This window comes from Actinacidiphila bryophytorum (assembly GCF_016916835.1).
In the GTDB taxonomy this organism is placed as follows: Bacteria; Actinomycetota; Actinomycetes; order Streptomycetales; family Streptomycetaceae; genus Actinacidiphila; species Actinacidiphila bryophytorum.
In genome coordinates this window covers 227,932-242,547 of the sequence record NZ_JAFFIX010000003.1, presented here as the reverse complement: position 1 = coordinate 242,547, position 14,616 = coordinate 227,932, and the positions used below count along the sequence as shown (strand labels likewise).

Sequence of the window (14,616 nt, the reverse complement as noted above, 5' to 3'; positions counted from 1 at the left end):
ACGCCCGCCAGGCCGGCTCGGCGGCTGCCTACAGGTCCCCGACGGTGTCGAGATCCTCGTGCGGGCCGACAGCGGGGTCCTTGCGCACCTGGTAGACGCCCGGCTCGACCAGGTCCGACGGCCGGCGGATCTTCTCCTCCCGGCGTCCGGCGGCGCGGGGGCCGTACAGGTGGGGCGCCGGTGTCGATCTGCGGCCGTCCCGTTCGTCGTTGCTGAGGACCCCCGTTCGGGGGTCGCGGTCGACGGCGGGCGGAGGGCACATGCGGGACGGGCGGAAGCGCAGAGCACGGCCGGCGGGGGCCGGGAGCGGACGGCGGCCGGCCGCGGCCGTCTTCTTCCTCAACGGGCTGACCCTGTCCACGTCCATCGCCAGGCAGCCCTCGCTCAAGAGCGCGCACCACCTTTCCGACGGGCAGGTGGGCATGCTGGGCGTGCTGTTCGCCGTGGCGGCCATCGCGGCCATGCAGTTCGTCGGGCCGCTGGTGGGGCGGGTGGGCAGCCGGCCGGTGCTGCGCGTGTCGCTGGTCGTCCTGCCACTGCTGCTGGCGCTGGTGGGCCTGGCCGGCGGCTTCGGTGCGCTGGCCGCGGCCAACACCGCGCTGGGGGCTGTGCACGGTACGACGGACGCGGCCATGAACGCGCACGCCGTCGCGGTGGAGCGACGAACCGGGCGACGTGTCCTCAGCAGCTGCCATGCCGCGTGGAGCGTCAGCGCGGTCGTGGCGTCCCTCGCGACGGCCGGGCTGTCGCGGGCCGGCGTCCCGCTCACCGCGCACCTCGTCGGGGCGGCCGCGGTGCTGGTCGTCGGCGGGCTCGCCCTCGGCCCCCTGCTGCTGCCCGCCGCCGCGGACCGCGCTCCGGCTCCCTCGGGCCGGAAGACGGGTCGCCCGGGCGGTGCCTGGAACGGCGCACTCGTCGCGCTCGGCCTGGCCGGTACGGCCCTGATGGTCTGCGAGGGGGCCGCGCTCGGCTGGGGGCCGATCTTCCTGCACGACAGCCGGGGCGTCTCGCTGGGCCTGGCCGCGAGCGCGGTGACCGCCTACGCGGGCGGCCAGACGGCCGTGCGCCTCGTCGGCGACCGCCTGGCCACGCGCTACGGCGCACGGACGGTCTTCCGCACCAGCGGGCTCGTCGCGTCACTCGGCCTCGGCGTGGCGGTCCTGACAACCGCACCCGCAGCCGCGGTGGCCGGCTTCGCCGTGATGGGCGCCGGCATGTCCGTCCTGCTGCCACTGGCTTTCAGCGCGGTGGGCCAGGTCGAGGGGATGAGCGCGGCCACCGCCCTGTCACGCTTCACGACCTTCACCTACACCGGAGTCCTGCTCGGCCCGGCAGCAGTGGGCTGGTCCGCCGAACTGACCACCCTCCCCCGCACCCTGACCGCCCTCCTCCCCCTCCTCCTGACCACCACCCTCCTGACCCCCCTCCCGACCCCGACCCGACCCGAACAACCCACGCCGAGCGGTCACCTGTCGGCCCACGCCTCCTCGGAGGGGTGAAAGCCCCCGGGGGGAGGTGCCGGTGTGGTCAGCCGGGGAAGGTGCTGGTGGTGATCGGGTGGCCCTTGGTGTCGTAGACGGCGACCTTTGTCACGGCGATGTGGAAAGGGGACGTGCCGGGGACGGCGGTGAGGGGCAGGGAGAGGGGGACGAAGAAGGCGCCCCAGCCCGGGTCGCCGGGGAGTTGCAGGACGCGGGTGTGGAGGACCGCGCCGTCGACGGTGGTGATCTCCACGCGGCCCGCCCTGCCGTGGCCCAGGAACACCCCGGACACGAACCACCCGTGCGAGACCGGGTAGGCCTGCAGGTTGACCCCGGAGGTCTGGGCGCCGTCCACCTTCGGCGTGAACTCCACGTCCCGCCCCGGCACCTGCACGTACTTGCCGTCCGCCGTCAGCCACACCACCAGGCCGTAGCCCGCGGCGACCTGCTGCCCGAGGGCGACCGTCAGCGGCGGCACGGCGACCGCCGCGGCCGGGGGCCGGCCGGGGGCCGGCGATCCGGCGACGTGCAGCGCGGTCACCGCCGACGACGCCGCCAGCAGCCCGCCGGCCAGGGCCAGCCCCACGCCCTTGCGGCGGCGCCGCGCGCGGCCCCTGCGCTCGATGGCGGCCAGCGGGACGGGTGACGGCCTGACGCCCCCGGCGGCTTCGGTGAAGGCGGCCCGCAACTGTTCGTTCTCGGGTTCGAAGGTCATGTGCTGGACTCCGGCGCGAGGGTACGGGCGAAGGACGGGTGGCCGCGCAGGGCCGCGAGGGCGCGCCGGGTGTGCGTCTTGACGGTGCCCACCGAGCAGTTCAGCACCGCGGCGATCTCCTGTTCGTTCAGGTCCTCGTAGAAGCGCAGCACCAGCACGGTGCGCTGCCGGACCGACAGGCCCGACAGCGCCTCCGTGAGGACGGCCCGCTGCTCGACCGCCTCGTCGGGGCCGGGCCGGCCGCCGGCCGCCTGTTCCGGGAGGAAGGGAAGCAGCAGCTGGGTGACCCGCTTCTTCCGCACCCGGCTGCGGTTGTTGTTGACCAGCGCGGTCCGCACGTAGCGGTCGACCTCGTCGTGCGGGATGCGCTGCCACCGGCTGTACACCTTGGCCAGCGTCGTCTGCACCAGGTCCTCCGCCTCGTGGAAGTCGCCGGTGAGCAGGTGCGCGGTCCGCACCAGCCGGGGCCACGCGGCAGCCGCGAAGGCCGCGAAGCCTGCGGGTCCCGGCCGCTCGGTGCGATCAGCGCCGCGCTCCTGTGTCACAACGCGGGCTTCCTTCCGGTGGGCAGTTGCAGGAGGTCGGACACGGGGACGCGGCGGGCGTCAGAAGGCGCCAGGGTACGTCGCGTCGGTGATGACGTGGCCCGCGGTGTCGAAGACGACGATCTTCGCGACGCCGACACGGGGGTGGGGGGTGCCGGACCCGACGGGCAGGGCCGCGCCGGGTGTCACGAAGAAGGCTCCCCAGCCCGGGTCGCCTGCCAGTTGCAGCACACGGCCCGCCAGAACCGTGCCGCTCGCGGTGGTGACCTCCACCCGGCCCGCCCTGCCGTGGCCCAGGAACACCCCGGACACGAACCACCCGTGCGAGGTCGGATAGGCCTGCAGGTTGATCCCCGACGTCTGGCCGCCGTCCACTTTCGGCGTGAACTCCACGTCCTGGCCCGGCACCTGCACGTACTTGCCGTCCGCCGTCAGCCACACCTGCAGCCCGTAGCCGGCCGGGACGCGCTGCCCCGGAGCGACCACGCTCGCCGGTACGACGGCGGCCGCGGCCCGCTGTGCCGGGGCGGAACGGGCGGGGTGGCCGGAGCGGCCGGGGTGGCTCGCGCTGCCGCCGTCGTGGGCCTGGGCCATCGTCGGAATCCCGACGGCGAGGGCGACGACAGCAGCCGCGGCGGACACGTACGTCTTCGTTCGGTTCACGGTCCGAACCTTCCTGAGCGAACTGGTACACCAGAGGCGGGCGCCTCTTCACTGTCCAGAACTCCGCCCGGCCCCGGCCCGGATGACACAGCGAACCGACTTCTTCTCCCGGGCGACTGGGGCGACAGCGAGGCGGTCTTGACGCCCGTCCGCGGCGGCCGGTATCCCCTAGCTGCTCCGGGTCCCGGCCGGGACCCCACACAGCTGGAGGTGTTCCGCCGTGCCGCATCCCCCCACCCGGCCCCGCTGGATCCACCGCGTCACCGGCGCCGCACGCGGCGCCGTCTTCCTGTCCTCGGGCGTGCTCGCCGCGGCCGCCTGCCTGGTTGCGGCGCCGCCTTCGGGGGCCGCCGGGTCCTTCGTGGACGTCGCGGACAGCAAGGCGCTCAAGGCGGCGCTTGCCGCGGCCGTGCCCGGCGAGACGATCCGGCTGGCGGACGGGACGTACACCGGCAACTTCAAGGTCACCGTCGCCGGTACGGCCGCCGCCCCGATCACCCTGGTCGGCTCGGCGGGCGCCGTGCTCACCACGAGCACCGGCGGCGGCAACGTCATCCAGCTCACCGGTGCGCCGTACTGGACGATCAGGGGCCTGACGCTGACCCACGCCCAGAAGGGCATCATGATCGACGCCTCGGACCATGTCACCGTGGACTCCGTCGAGGTGCACGGCACCACGATGGAGGGCATCCACTTCCGCAGCTCCAGCAGCTACGGCGTGGTGCAGAACTCGTACGTCCACGACACCGGCACGTCAGGCAACGGCATGGGCGAGGGCATCTACGTCGGCACCGCAAACACGCTCAGCGACACCAGCGACCACGTCCTGATCACCGGCAACGTCATCGGTCCGAACGTCGGCGGCGAGAACATCGACATCAAGGAGGGCACCACGGGCGGGGTGATCTCCGGCAACACCTTCGACGGCAGCGGGCTGACCGGCGCCAACTACGACGACTCCTGGGTCGACATCAAGGGCAACGGCTACACGGTGACCGGCAACCGCGGCACCCGCACCACCAACGACGGCTTCCAGACGCACAGCCAGTTCCCCGGGTGGGGCTGCGGCACGGTCTTCCGCGGCAACGACTCCGACCTGACCGGCGCCACGGGACCCGACCGCTACGCCGTCCACGTCACGGTCTACGACCCGGTCTCCTGCCCGGTCACGGTGGCCGCCGACAACACCGTCACGGGCGGCAACGGCCTGGTCAACCCCGGCATCCCCGTCGGCTGACCTCGGCCGGGCGGGCCTCACCGGTCGGGCGGACCTCAGTCAGCGGATTCGGCGGCATCGGGGGACGTGCGCGGCGCGCGCACCACGACCTTGCCGGAGGCGAGGTCTATCGGGCCGCGGGCGGGGTCGCCGTTGCCCTCCTCGTCGCGGAAGAGCTCCAGGCGGTTGCGCTCGTCGTCGGTGTGCTTGCGCCCCGGCGCGAACAACTCTTCGAGGATGTTGAACACGCGGACCTCCCCGGCACATGCGGCGCTGTCCTCATCAGGTTACGCCCACGCGCCGGCGGGCGGCCGGGTCACCGGAAGTGCCCGACCGCCCACAGGCAGTGCCTGGTTGCGCTGTGTCAGTGCGTCGTCACGAACTGGTCACCACGACGTTGTCGAAGTCGGCGGTGCCGTCGAAGGTGCCGAGGCCGATCCGTCCGCTGCCGAAGGTGGAGTCGCCGGCGCTGACGACGGACTGGCCGTTGACGTAGCCGGTCAGGCTGCTGCCCTGGGCCGAGAGGCGCACCGTGTACGGCACGCCCGTGTCCACGGTGAAGGAGACGCTGGCGAGCACCTTGCTGGTGCCGCCAGAGACCCGGCGGATCTCGGCCTTGTTCGCGTCGCGCAGCACCAGGGCGTAGTAGTTCGAGGCGTCCTGCACGCGGGCGAGGACCGCCACGTATTCGCCCGAGCCCTCGAAGAGGGTCGGGGTCACCGTGGCCTGGATGCTCTGGGCGGACCAGGAGGATCCGGCCAGGGAGACCGCGTTGGCGGCGACGTCGGACTGGGTCAGGACGTGCGATCCGGTGGAGCGGACCGCCCAGGAACCGCCGCTGGGGGTCCAGCCGTTGGCGTTGCCGTCCTCGAAGTCGTCGGTGAACAGCTGCCCGCCGGTGGGCGGCGTCGTGGGCGGGGTGGTCGGCGGGCTGGTCGGCGGGGTCGTGGGGGGCGTGGTCGGGGGCGTGGTGCCGCCCGTCGAGCCGCCGGTGGTGCTGCCGCCGGTGACGTGGGTGCCGCCGAAGGTGACGTTCAGGACGCCGTCGGAGCCGTAGGACCAGCCGAGCGCGCCGTCGTAGGACGAGCAGCGGGACCCGTTGGAGCCGGACCAGAACTGGTCGGTGGTGTCCGTGGAGCCGACGACCTTGTCGTTGGAGCCGCTGACGTCGAAGCGGCAGGAGGTGTCGTTGCGGAAGGTGGAGTTGCCGGTCTCCCAGTGGAAGTTGCGTTCGCTGTTGTCGATGCTGACGTTGTCGGTGACGGTCATGTCGCCGGGGTTGCTGTTGTACGTGAACCCGTCGTGGCCGTTGTGGTAGGCGATGCTGTTGCGGACGACGTGGTTGACGGCGATCTTCTCGCCGCCCAGCTTGAAGCCGTTGCGGTCGCCGGCGGAGTTCACGGTGCCGTCGGAGAGCGTGCCGTTGTCGTAGGACAGCGAGTTCTCGATGGTCACGACGCCGATCGGTCCGGTGTCGCTCTTGGTGTAGAGGTCCCAGCCGTCGTCGATGTTGTTGTGGGACACGTCGTAGCGGAAGACGTTGCCCGGTCCCGCGGTGAGTTTCGCGGCGAAGCCGTCGGCGTTCTCGCCGCCCGAGTCGGAGTTGTCGTGCGACTCCGAGCTGAGGACGAGGTTGTTCGCGGGCCACTGGCTCTGCGGGGTGCTGGAGGCCATCCGGGAGATCTGCAGCCCGCTGTCGTGGTTGAAGGCGGTCACCGTGCGCTCGACGATGTTGTTGCTGCCGCCGACGAAGATGCCGTTGTCGCCGGCGCGCTGCACGGTGAGGCCGTAGAGGTGCCAGTAGTTGCCGTTGAGCGCGAGGCCGCGGTTGCTGTCGGCCTCGGCCATCGCGGAGAAGTTGAGCACCGGGGTCTCGCCCGGGTAGGCGGACAGCTCCTTGAGTGCGCCGGAACTGCCGTTGTTGCCCTGCGCGATGGTGACGGTGGAGGAGTAGTTGTACGTGCCGCCGCGCATGTAGATGGTGCCGCCCGCGGTGATGCGGCCGATCGCGGAGGTGAGGGTGGTCGGCGCGGACTCCGTACCGGCGGCGCTGTCGGTGCCGCTCGGCGAGACGTAGAGCGCGTTGCTGTTGACCTGCGGCTGGGCGCCGGCCGCGGGGGAGGGGTGGAGCGCGAGCAGCCCGGCGGTGGCCAGCACGGCCGCGCCGACGGCGGCCGCGGCTTTCTGCCGCCCGGCAGGTGACATGGGGGTGTGTTTCACGGTGCTGAGACCTCTCGTCCAGAGGTGCGGTGGGGGGAGCCGCCGGGGCGGCGTTCAGCGTGCGTGACAGGCTGTTCACGAAAGCGGTTACTAGCCTGCCCAACCGTCAACGGGGCGCGGTTGACCCGCCTTCTTCACGTCACGACCTTGACGCGTCGCACAAGGTAGCAAGCGCTTGCTGTCGCGTCAACGCCGCACCACCACCCCCGGGAGAGGCGGAAGCAACCCCGGCCCGAGGGTGCGGGCCTTGACAGGGGTGCCGTGGCCTGGCCTTATCTATGGGAGCGCTCCCACTCCATGGCCCCCCACGGCCTCCCCCCACACGGAGTACGCCAATGCCAGGAATCACCTTGCGCAGAGCGGGCGTCGCCGTCGGCGCCGTGCTCGCGATGCTCTCCCTCACCGATGCCGCGGTGCATGCCAGCGCCGCCGCACCCGACGCCTCGCCCGCCGCCGCACAGGCGGCAGGACTGCCCTACCAGGACCCGTCGCTGCCGGTCGCCCAGCGGGTGGACGACCTGCTGTCGCGGATGTCGCTCGACGAGAAGATCGGCCAGATGACCCAGGTCGACAGGACCGCGCTGGCCTCCGCGCCCTCGGACCTGGCGACGTACCGCATCGGCTCGGTCCTGTCCGGCGGCGGTTCTGCGCCGAGCAGCAACAACGCCGGCGCATGGGCCGACATGTACGACGGCTTCCAGCGGACCGCGCTGGGCACACCGCTGGGCATCCCGATGATCTACGGGATCGACGCGGTCCACGGCGACAACAACGTCTACGGCGCCACGATCTTCCCGCACGACATCGGCCTCGGGGCGACCCGCGACCCGGCGCTCGTGCAGCAGGTCGGGCAGGTCACCGCGCAGGAGGTGTCGGGCACCGGCATCGACTGGGACTTCGCGCCCTGCCTGTGCGTGGCCCGCAACGACCGCTGGGGCAGGACGTACGAGTCCTTCGGCGAGACCCCCGACCTGCCCTCGCAGATGACCACCGAGATCACCGGGCTGCAGGGCGAGACCCTGGGCGGCCCGGCCTCGGTGCTGGCCACCGCCAAGCACTACATCGGCGACGGCGGCACCGACGGCGGGGTCAACGAGGGCAACGCCACCTTGTCCGAGGCGGACCTGCGGGCCATCCACCTGCCGCCCTTCAAGGCCGCCGTCGACCGCGGGGTCGGCTCGGTCATGATCTCGTACAGCAGCTGGAACGGCGTCAAGGACCACGCCAACCACTACCTGATCACCGACCTGCTCAAGGGCGAACTCGGCTTCTCCGGCTTCGTGGTGTCCGACTGGGCGGGCGTCGACAAGATCGACGGCAGGACGGGCTTCACGGCCGCCGAGGTCGCCACCGCCGTCAACGCGGGCATCGACATGGTGATGGTGCCGACCGACTACAAGTCCTTCATCGCCGACCTCAAGAGCGACGTGAGCAGCGGCGCGGTCACCACCGCCAGGATCGACGACGCCAACCGGCGCATCCTGACCAAGAAGTTCGAACTCGGGCTGTTCGAGCACCCGCTGACCGACCGCTCCTACACCTCGACGGTCGGCTCCGCCGCACACCGGCAGGTCGCGCGGCAGGCGGTGCGCGAGTCGCAGGTGCTGCTGAAGAACGACGGCGGCGTGCTGCCGCTGGCGAAGTCCGCGAAGGTCTTCGTGGCCGGCAAGTCCGCCGACGACATCGGCAACCAGAGCGGCGGCTGGACGATCAGCTGGCAGGGCTCCAGCGGCGCCATCACCCCGGGCACGACGATCCTGCAGGGCATCAGGTCCGCGGTGGACAACCCGTCGCAGGTGACGTACAGCAAGACCGGCGACGGCATCGACAGCTCCTACACCGCGGCGGTCGCCGTCATCGGCGAGACCCCGTACGCCGAGGGCCAGGGCGACCGCACCGGGTCGCTCGGCCTGGACCAGACCGACCTGAACGTGCTGGCCAAGCTCAAGGCCAGCGGCGTGCCCGTCGTCACCGTGCTGGTCTCCGGCCGCCCGCTGGACATCGCGTCCCAGCTGCCGGACTGGAAGGCGCTGGTGGCCGCCTGGCTGCCGGGCACCGAGGGCAACGGCGTCTCCGACGTGCTCTTCGGCGACTACGCGCCCACCGGGAAGCTGCCGATGACGTGGATGCAGAGCGCCTCGCAGGAGCCGATCAACGACGGCGACGGCAAGACCCCGCTGTTCCCGTACGGCTACGGGCTGACGTACGGGACCACGACCCCGCCGACCACTCCCCCGCCCACGACGCCGCCCCCGACGACCCCGCCGCCCACCACTCCCCCGCCGACCACCCCGCCGCCGACCACCCCGCCCGCCGGGTCCGGCTGCACCGCGCAGCTGAAGGTCACCAACTCCTGGTCCGGCGGCTTCCAGGCGGAGGTGACGGTGAGCAACCCGGGCTCCGTCGCGCTCGGCGGCTGGAAGGTCACCTGGTCCATGCCGGGGGTGACCATCACCAGTCTGTGGAACGGCACGCTCACCCAGAGCGGGTCCGCCTTCGCCGTCACCAACGCCCCCTACAACGGCGCCGTTTCGCCAGGCGCCTCGATCTCCTTCGGCTTCACCGCCAACGGCACGCCCGGCTCACCGCCGCCGGTACCGCTGTGCACGGCGGGCTAGCACCTGTCCGGCTCCACGAGCGGGCGGCGGCCATGTGCCGCCGCCCGCTCGGGCGTTGCCGCCCCCGAGCGTTCACGCCGCTGCCGCCGCACCCGCGATCTGCTCCGCACTGGGGGCCAGCCGCGGCGAGAGCAGGGTGACCACGAAGGTGCCCACCGTGAAGGCCGCGGCCACCAGGAGGCCGCGCTGGAAGCCGTCCACCAGCGCGTCGGACTGCGAGGCACCGCCGGCCAGCGCGTGGGTGGCGCGCGAGGTGGACAGCGTGGTGACCACCGCGAGCCCGACGGCCCCGCCGACCTGCTGGAAGGCGGTGAAGACACCGGAGGCGGCGCCCGCGTCGGCGTGCGTGACGTCGACCACCGCGGCGATCTGCGCCGGCACCGACACCGCGATGATGCCGAGCCCGAAGAGGATCATGCCGGGCAGGATCTGGCTCGCGTAGGAGCCGGTGGCGTCGGCGCGGGAGAGCAGCACGAGGCCCGCGACGCTCAGCATGGTGCCGGCGGTCTGCACCGGCCGGGTGCCGAAGCGGGTGATCAGCGGGGTGGCGAGCACCGCGGCGCCGATCGCGGCGCCGCCCATCGGCAGGAATTCCACGCCGGCCCGCAGGGCGCTGTCGCCGCGCACCTGCTGCAGGAAGATCGCGGTGAGGAAGAACATCGACAGGAAGGCCGCACCGGTCAGCGCGATCGCGCCGCCGGCGCTGCTCAGGGCGCGGGACCTGAGCAGCCGCATCGGCACCAGAGGCGCCGCGACGCGGGTCTCGACCAGCAGGAAGGCGGCCAGCAGCAGCACCCCTCCGGCCAGGCAGCCGATGACCTCGGCCGAGGACCAGCCGAGCGGTTCCGCGCGCACCACGGCGTAGACGACGCCGAGCAGCCCGCCGGTGGCCAGGACGGCGCCGAGCGCGTCGAAGGCGCGGCGGCCCTTGTGCGGTGCGACGTGCGCGACGATCAGCGGGGTGGCGATCACCAGGGCGACGACGATCGGCACGTTGACGATGAAGACCCAGCGCCAGCTGAGCGAGTCGACCAGGAAGCCGCCGGCGACGACGCCGAGGGTGCCGCCGAGGCCGGCCAGGCCGCCCCAGACGCCCATGGCGATGTTGCGCTCCTTGCCGTGCGGGAAGGTCACGGTGAGGATGCCGAGCGCGGCGGGCGAGAGCAGTGCGCCGCCGAGCCCTTGCAGGGTGCGGGCGGCGATCAGCAGCCCGGGTGAGCCGGCCAGGCCGCCTGCCAGCGAGGTCGCGCCGAACAGGACGAGGCCGGTGACGAACACACGGCGTGAGCCGAGCAGGTCGGCCGCCCGGCCGCCGAGCAGCAGGAAGCCGCCGAAGACCAGGGTGTAGGCGCTGATCACCCACTGCAGGCCGTCGGCGGTGAAGCCGAGGTCGGACTGGATGTGCGGGAGCGCGACGTTCACGATCGTCACGTCGAGCACCACGATGAATTGGGCGAGGGCCAGCACGGTCAGGGTGGCCCAGGGACTGCGTCGCATAGCAACCTCGGGAGGGATGTTTACAGCGTATGCTTACGACGCAACCATACAGGCATTGTGTACTTTGTAAACACGGACCGGCTGTGTACGCTGTAGACCACAGTGGGGGCGGCTGTCGGGCGAAGGGTTGAGCAGAAGATGGCGGCTCAGAAGCGTTTGAACCGTGAGGAGCTGATCACCACCGCGCTGGCCGTCGCCGACGCGGAGGGGCTCGACGCGGTCACCGTCCGCCGGGTCGCCCAGCTGCACGACGTCACCCCGATGGCCCTCTACCGGCACTTCCCCGACAAGGAGGGCCTGCTCGTCGCCCTCGCGGGCCGGCTGCTGGGCGGCGCGGTGGTGCCGGAGCCCGACGACCGGCCCTGGCACGAGCAGTTGCGCGACCTGCTGAGCAGCTTCGTCGACGCCCTGCGCCCGCACCCCAACGCGGCACTGCTGGTCTTCAACGGCATGGTGACCACCGAGCCGGGCCTGGCCGTCACCGAGCGGGCACTGGAGCTGATGGCGCAGGGCGGCATGTCGGTGGAGCGCAGCGCCGAGACCGCGAGCCAGATCCTCGGCTCACTGGTCGCGCTGGCGATCGCCGAGCCGGGCCGCGATCTCGGCCCCGACCCGGAGGCGAACGAGGACGCGGTCCGCGCCAAGCGCGCCACCCTGCTGGCGCTGTCCCCGCGCCGCTACCCGCGGATCGTGGCCGCCGCCGACACGCTCGCGGCCTGCTCCGACCGGGAGTTGTACTTCGACCGGGGGGTCGACCTGATCGTCACCGGCATACGCGACGCCGCCCGCGCCGAGGCCGCCGCCGCACACTGACGCCTCCGGTCCCGGGCCGCGGAAGAGCACCCCGGGACACCAGTGGCGTACGTGACAGGCGGTCACCCGCGACCAGCCGGACGTATCGGCCCGTACGCCGCGGGCACGACACACAACACCCAGATTTAACCTCGGTACTCCTTCTGCGACCGGATCTACGCGCGTATCTTGAGGCCGATCGCGCACGCCTCCGACCGGGGGTGACGCGCCGTCACCACCCGCCGTCCCCCCGAAGGAGAGCCCCTCCGGTGTCGCACCCCTCTGAGGCCGCCGAGGCATCGAACCGCCCCGCCAGATCCCTTCCCACCGGCATGCGCAAGCGATTCCTGCCGATCGGCATAGCCGGTGCCATGGTCATCGCCGGGATCGGCGTGCACGCCGCTTTCGCCGCGCCGTCCGCGGACGCACTGATCGCCGAGGTCTACGGGGGCGGCGGCAACTCCGGCGCCACCTACACCAACGACTTCGTGGAGCTGGCCAACGCCGGTGCCGCCGCGGTGGACCTGGGCGGCTACAGCGTGCAGTACCTGCCCGGCGCGCCGACGGCGACGTCGAAGTGGCAGGCCACCCCGCTCACCGGCTCGCTGGCCGGCGGCGCCCGCTACCTGGTCCAGGAGGGCGCGGGCACCGGCGGCACCACACCGCTGCCCACCCCCGACGCCAGCGGCGCCGTCAACATGTCGGGCACCACCGGCACCGTCGCACTGGTCACCGGCGCCGACCCGCTGACCTGCCTGACCGCGGCCGACTGCGCGGCGGACCCGCGGGTCAAGGACCTGGTCGGCTACGGCACCGCGCTGGTCCACGAGGGCAGCGGCGCGGCGGCCGGCGCGAGCAACAGCAACTCGGTCACCCGCGGCGGGACGCTCGCCGACACCGACGACAACGCGGCGGACTTCACCGCGGGCGCGCCCACCCCGCAGAACAGCGGCGACGGCGGCGGCCCGACCCAGCCGCCCACCACGCCCCCCACCACCCCGCCGACCACGCCCCCCGCCGGCACCGAGGCGAAGATCCACGACATCCAGGGCGACACCCGCAACTCGCCCTTCGCGGGCCAGGCGATCACCGGCGCGACCGGCATCGTCACCGGTGTGCGGGACTACGGCTCGTCCAAGGGCTTCTGGATGCAGGACCCGAACCCGGACGCCAACCCCCGTACCAGCGAGGGCATCTTCGTCTACACCGGCTCCAGCCCGACCGTCGCGCTCGGCGACAGCGTCTCGGTGGCCGGCACGGTCTCGCAGTACTACCCGGGCGGCGCCTCGACCGGTGTGCAGGCGATCACCGAGATCACCAAGCCCACCGTGACCACGGTGTCCTCGGGCAATCCGCTGCCCGCGCCCGTCGTGCTGAACGACACGTCGGTGCCGGACGCCTTCGTGCCGAGCGCCGGCGGCGGCAGCATCGAGGACCTGCCGCTGCGGCCCGACCAGTACGCGCTGGACCTGTACGCCTCGCTCGAAGGCATGAACGTCCAGATCAACGACACCCGGGTGGTCGGCGCGTCCGACCCGTACTCGGAGCTGTGGGTCACGGTCAAGCCCCGGCAGAACCCGACCAAGCGCGGCGGCACCCTCTACACGGGCTACGACCAGCCCAACTCGGGCCGCCTGATGGTGCAGTCGCTCATCCCGACCGCCACCTCGCCCTTCCCGACCGCGAACGTCGGCGACACCTTGCGCGGTACGACCACCGGTCCGCTGGACTACAACCAGTTCGCCGGCACCTACGCGATCCAGGCCCGCACGCTGGGCACCGTCAAGAGCGGCGGCCTGCAGCCCGAGGTCACCGCGAAGGCGTCCGCCGACCAGGTCACCGTCGGCACGTACAACGTGGAGAACCTGGCGCCCGGCAACCCGCAGTCCAAGTTCGACGCGCTCGCCCAGGGCCTGGTGCACAACCTGCGCTCGCCCGACATCGTGGCGCTCGAGGAGATCCAGGACAACAACGGCGCCACCGACGACGGCACGGTCGCGGCCGACCAGACGCTGACCAAGCTCACCGACGCGATCGTGGCCGCGGGCGGCCCGCGCTACCAGTGGCGCGAGATCGACCCGGTCAACGACAAGGACGGCGGCCAGCCCGGCGGCAACATCCGCTCGGTGTTCCTGTTCAACCCGCAGCGGGTCGGCTTCACCGACATCGCCGGCGGCGACTCGACCACCCCGGTCGGCATCACCGGCACCGGCGACGCCACGTCGCTGACCGCCTCCCCCGGCCGGATCGCGCCCGCCGACCAGGCGTGGAACACCAGCCGCAAGCCGCTGGTGGGCCAGTTCACCTTCCGCGGCAAGAAGCTGTTCGTGATCGCCAACCACTTCGACAGCAAGGGCGGCGACCAGGGCATCGACAGCCACCTGCAGCCGCCGGTGCGCAGCTCCGAGGTGCAGCGGGTGCGCCAGGCGATCCTGGAGCACGACTTCGTGCAGCAGCTGGAGACCGCGGACAAGAAGGCGTCGGTCGTCGTCCTCGGCGACCTGAACGACTACCAGTTCTCGCCGGCCGTCCAGAGCCTGACCGAGAACGGCACGGTGCTGACCGACCTGGTCAACACCCTCCCGGTCAAGGAGCGCTACTCGTACGTGTACGAGGGCAACTCCCAGGTGCTCGACCACATCCTGGTCAGCCCGAACCTGGACAAGCGCGTCGACTACGACGTGGTGCACATCAACTCGGAGTTCGCGAACCAGACCAGCGACCACGACCCGCAGGTCATCCGCCTGCGCCCGTAGTCTCCCCGGCACGGTTCAATGCGAAGAGGCCCCTCGCGTCGGGTTACGACAGCGTGAGGGGCCTCTTCGATACCGCCGCGGAGCAGGGGGGGGTGTGGTCCACGGCGCTTGTG

At 72.1% G+C, this 14,616-nt stretch carries 11 protein-coding genes and 1 pseudogene; 5 read left to right on the top strand and 7 right to left on the bottom strand.

What is annotated here, in order from left to right:
• Positions 1-28 precede the first annotated feature (28 nt).
• A complete protein-coding gene (locus tag JT723_RS06245; protein ID WP_205043460.1) occupies positions 29-262 on the bottom strand; it encodes a hypothetical protein in 234 nt (77 codons plus the stop codon).
• Here JT723_RS06245 and JT723_RS06240 point away from each other — a divergent pair.
• Positions 261-1,499: an MFS transporter gene (locus JT723_RS06240; RefSeq protein ID WP_205043459.1), complete on the top strand. Its 1,239-nt coding sequence runs from the start codon at positions 261-263 to the stop codon at positions 1,497-1,499. The genes JT723_RS06245 and JT723_RS06240 overlap by 2 nt on opposite strands.
• A 28-nt stretch (positions 1,500-1,527) precedes the next feature.
• Here the strand turns inward: JT723_RS06240 and JT723_RS06235 are convergent, their stop codons facing one another.
• The 3 genes from JT723_RS06235 to JT723_RS06225 are packed head-to-tail and all read right to left on the bottom strand — an operon-like array spanning position 1,528 to position 3,404.
• The gene (locus JT723_RS06235; RefSeq protein ID WP_205043458.1) at positions 1,528-2,196 is read right to left on the bottom strand and encodes a hypothetical protein; all 669 of its coding nucleotides are present in this window, start codon (positions 2,194-2,196) and stop codon (positions 1,528-1,530) included.
• Positions 2,193-2,741, bottom strand: coding sequence for a SigE family RNA polymerase sigma factor (locus JT723_RS06230; protein ID WP_205043457.1), 549 nt, complete (start codon positions 2,739-2,741; stop codon positions 2,193-2,195). Before JT723_RS06230 ends, JT723_RS06235 begins: the two co-directional genes overlap by 4 nt.
• Positions 2,742-2,801: 60 nt before the next feature.
• Positions 2,802-3,404 (bottom strand): hypothetical protein, encoded by a 603-nt coding sequence (locus tag JT723_RS06225; protein ID WP_205043456.1) that lies wholly within the window; start codon positions 3,402-3,404, stop codon positions 2,802-2,804.
• Between the two features lie 289 nt (positions 3,405-3,693).
• Between JT723_RS06225 and JT723_RS06220 the strand changes: the two genes are divergently transcribed.
• On the top strand, positions 3,694-4,641 hold the full coding sequence (locus JT723_RS06220; protein ID WP_205043641.1) for a right-handed parallel beta-helix repeat-containing protein: 948 nt from the start codon (positions 3,694-3,696) through the stop codon (positions 4,639-4,641).
• 35 nt (positions 4,642-4,676) lie between these two features.
• Here the strand turns inward: JT723_RS06220 and JT723_RS06215 are convergent, their stop codons facing one another.
• Positions 4,677-4,868 (bottom strand): DUF6191 domain-containing protein, encoded by a 192-nt coding sequence (locus tag JT723_RS06215; RefSeq protein WP_205043455.1) that lies wholly within the window; start codon positions 4,866-4,868, stop codon positions 4,677-4,679.
• A gap of 757 nt (positions 4,869-5,625) precedes the next feature.
• A pseudogene (locus tag JT723_RS06210) lies at positions 5,626-6,705 on the bottom strand (right-handed parallel beta-helix repeat-containing protein); the annotation flags it as partial.
• A gap of 470 nt (positions 6,706-7,175) precedes the next feature.
• On the opposite strand from JT723_RS06210, the gene JT723_RS06205 reads away from it, so the two are divergent.
• Positions 7,176-9,458 carry a glycoside hydrolase family 3 N-terminal domain-containing protein gene (locus JT723_RS06205; RefSeq protein WP_205043454.1) on the top strand — a complete coding sequence of 761 codons (2,283 nt, stop codon included), beginning with the start codon at positions 7,176-7,178 and terminating at the stop codon, positions 9,456-9,458.
• Positions 9,459-9,530: 72 nt separating this feature from the next.
• Here JT723_RS06205 and JT723_RS06200 read toward each other — a convergent pair whose 3' ends face one another.
• On the bottom strand, positions 9,531-10,955 hold the full coding sequence (locus JT723_RS06200; RefSeq protein WP_205043453.1) for an MFS transporter: 1,425 nt from the start codon (positions 10,953-10,955) through the stop codon (positions 9,531-9,533).
• A 138-nt stretch (positions 10,956-11,093) separates the two neighbouring features.
• Between JT723_RS06200 and JT723_RS06195 the strand changes: the two genes are divergently transcribed.
• Both JT723_RS06195 and JT723_RS06190 read left to right on the top strand, forming a co-directional pair.
• Positions 11,094-11,768, top strand: a complete 675-nt coding sequence (locus JT723_RS06195) for a TetR/AcrR family transcriptional regulator (RefSeq protein ID WP_205043452.1) — start codon at positions 11,094-11,096, stop codon at positions 11,766-11,768.
• 311 nt (positions 11,769-12,079) lie between these two features.
• Positions 12,080-14,503, top strand: a complete 2,424-nt coding sequence (locus JT723_RS06190) for a DUF8508 domain-containing protein (protein WP_205043640.1) — start codon at positions 12,080-12,082, stop codon at positions 14,501-14,503.
• The last annotated feature ends 113 nt before the right edge of the window (positions 14,504-14,616 follow it).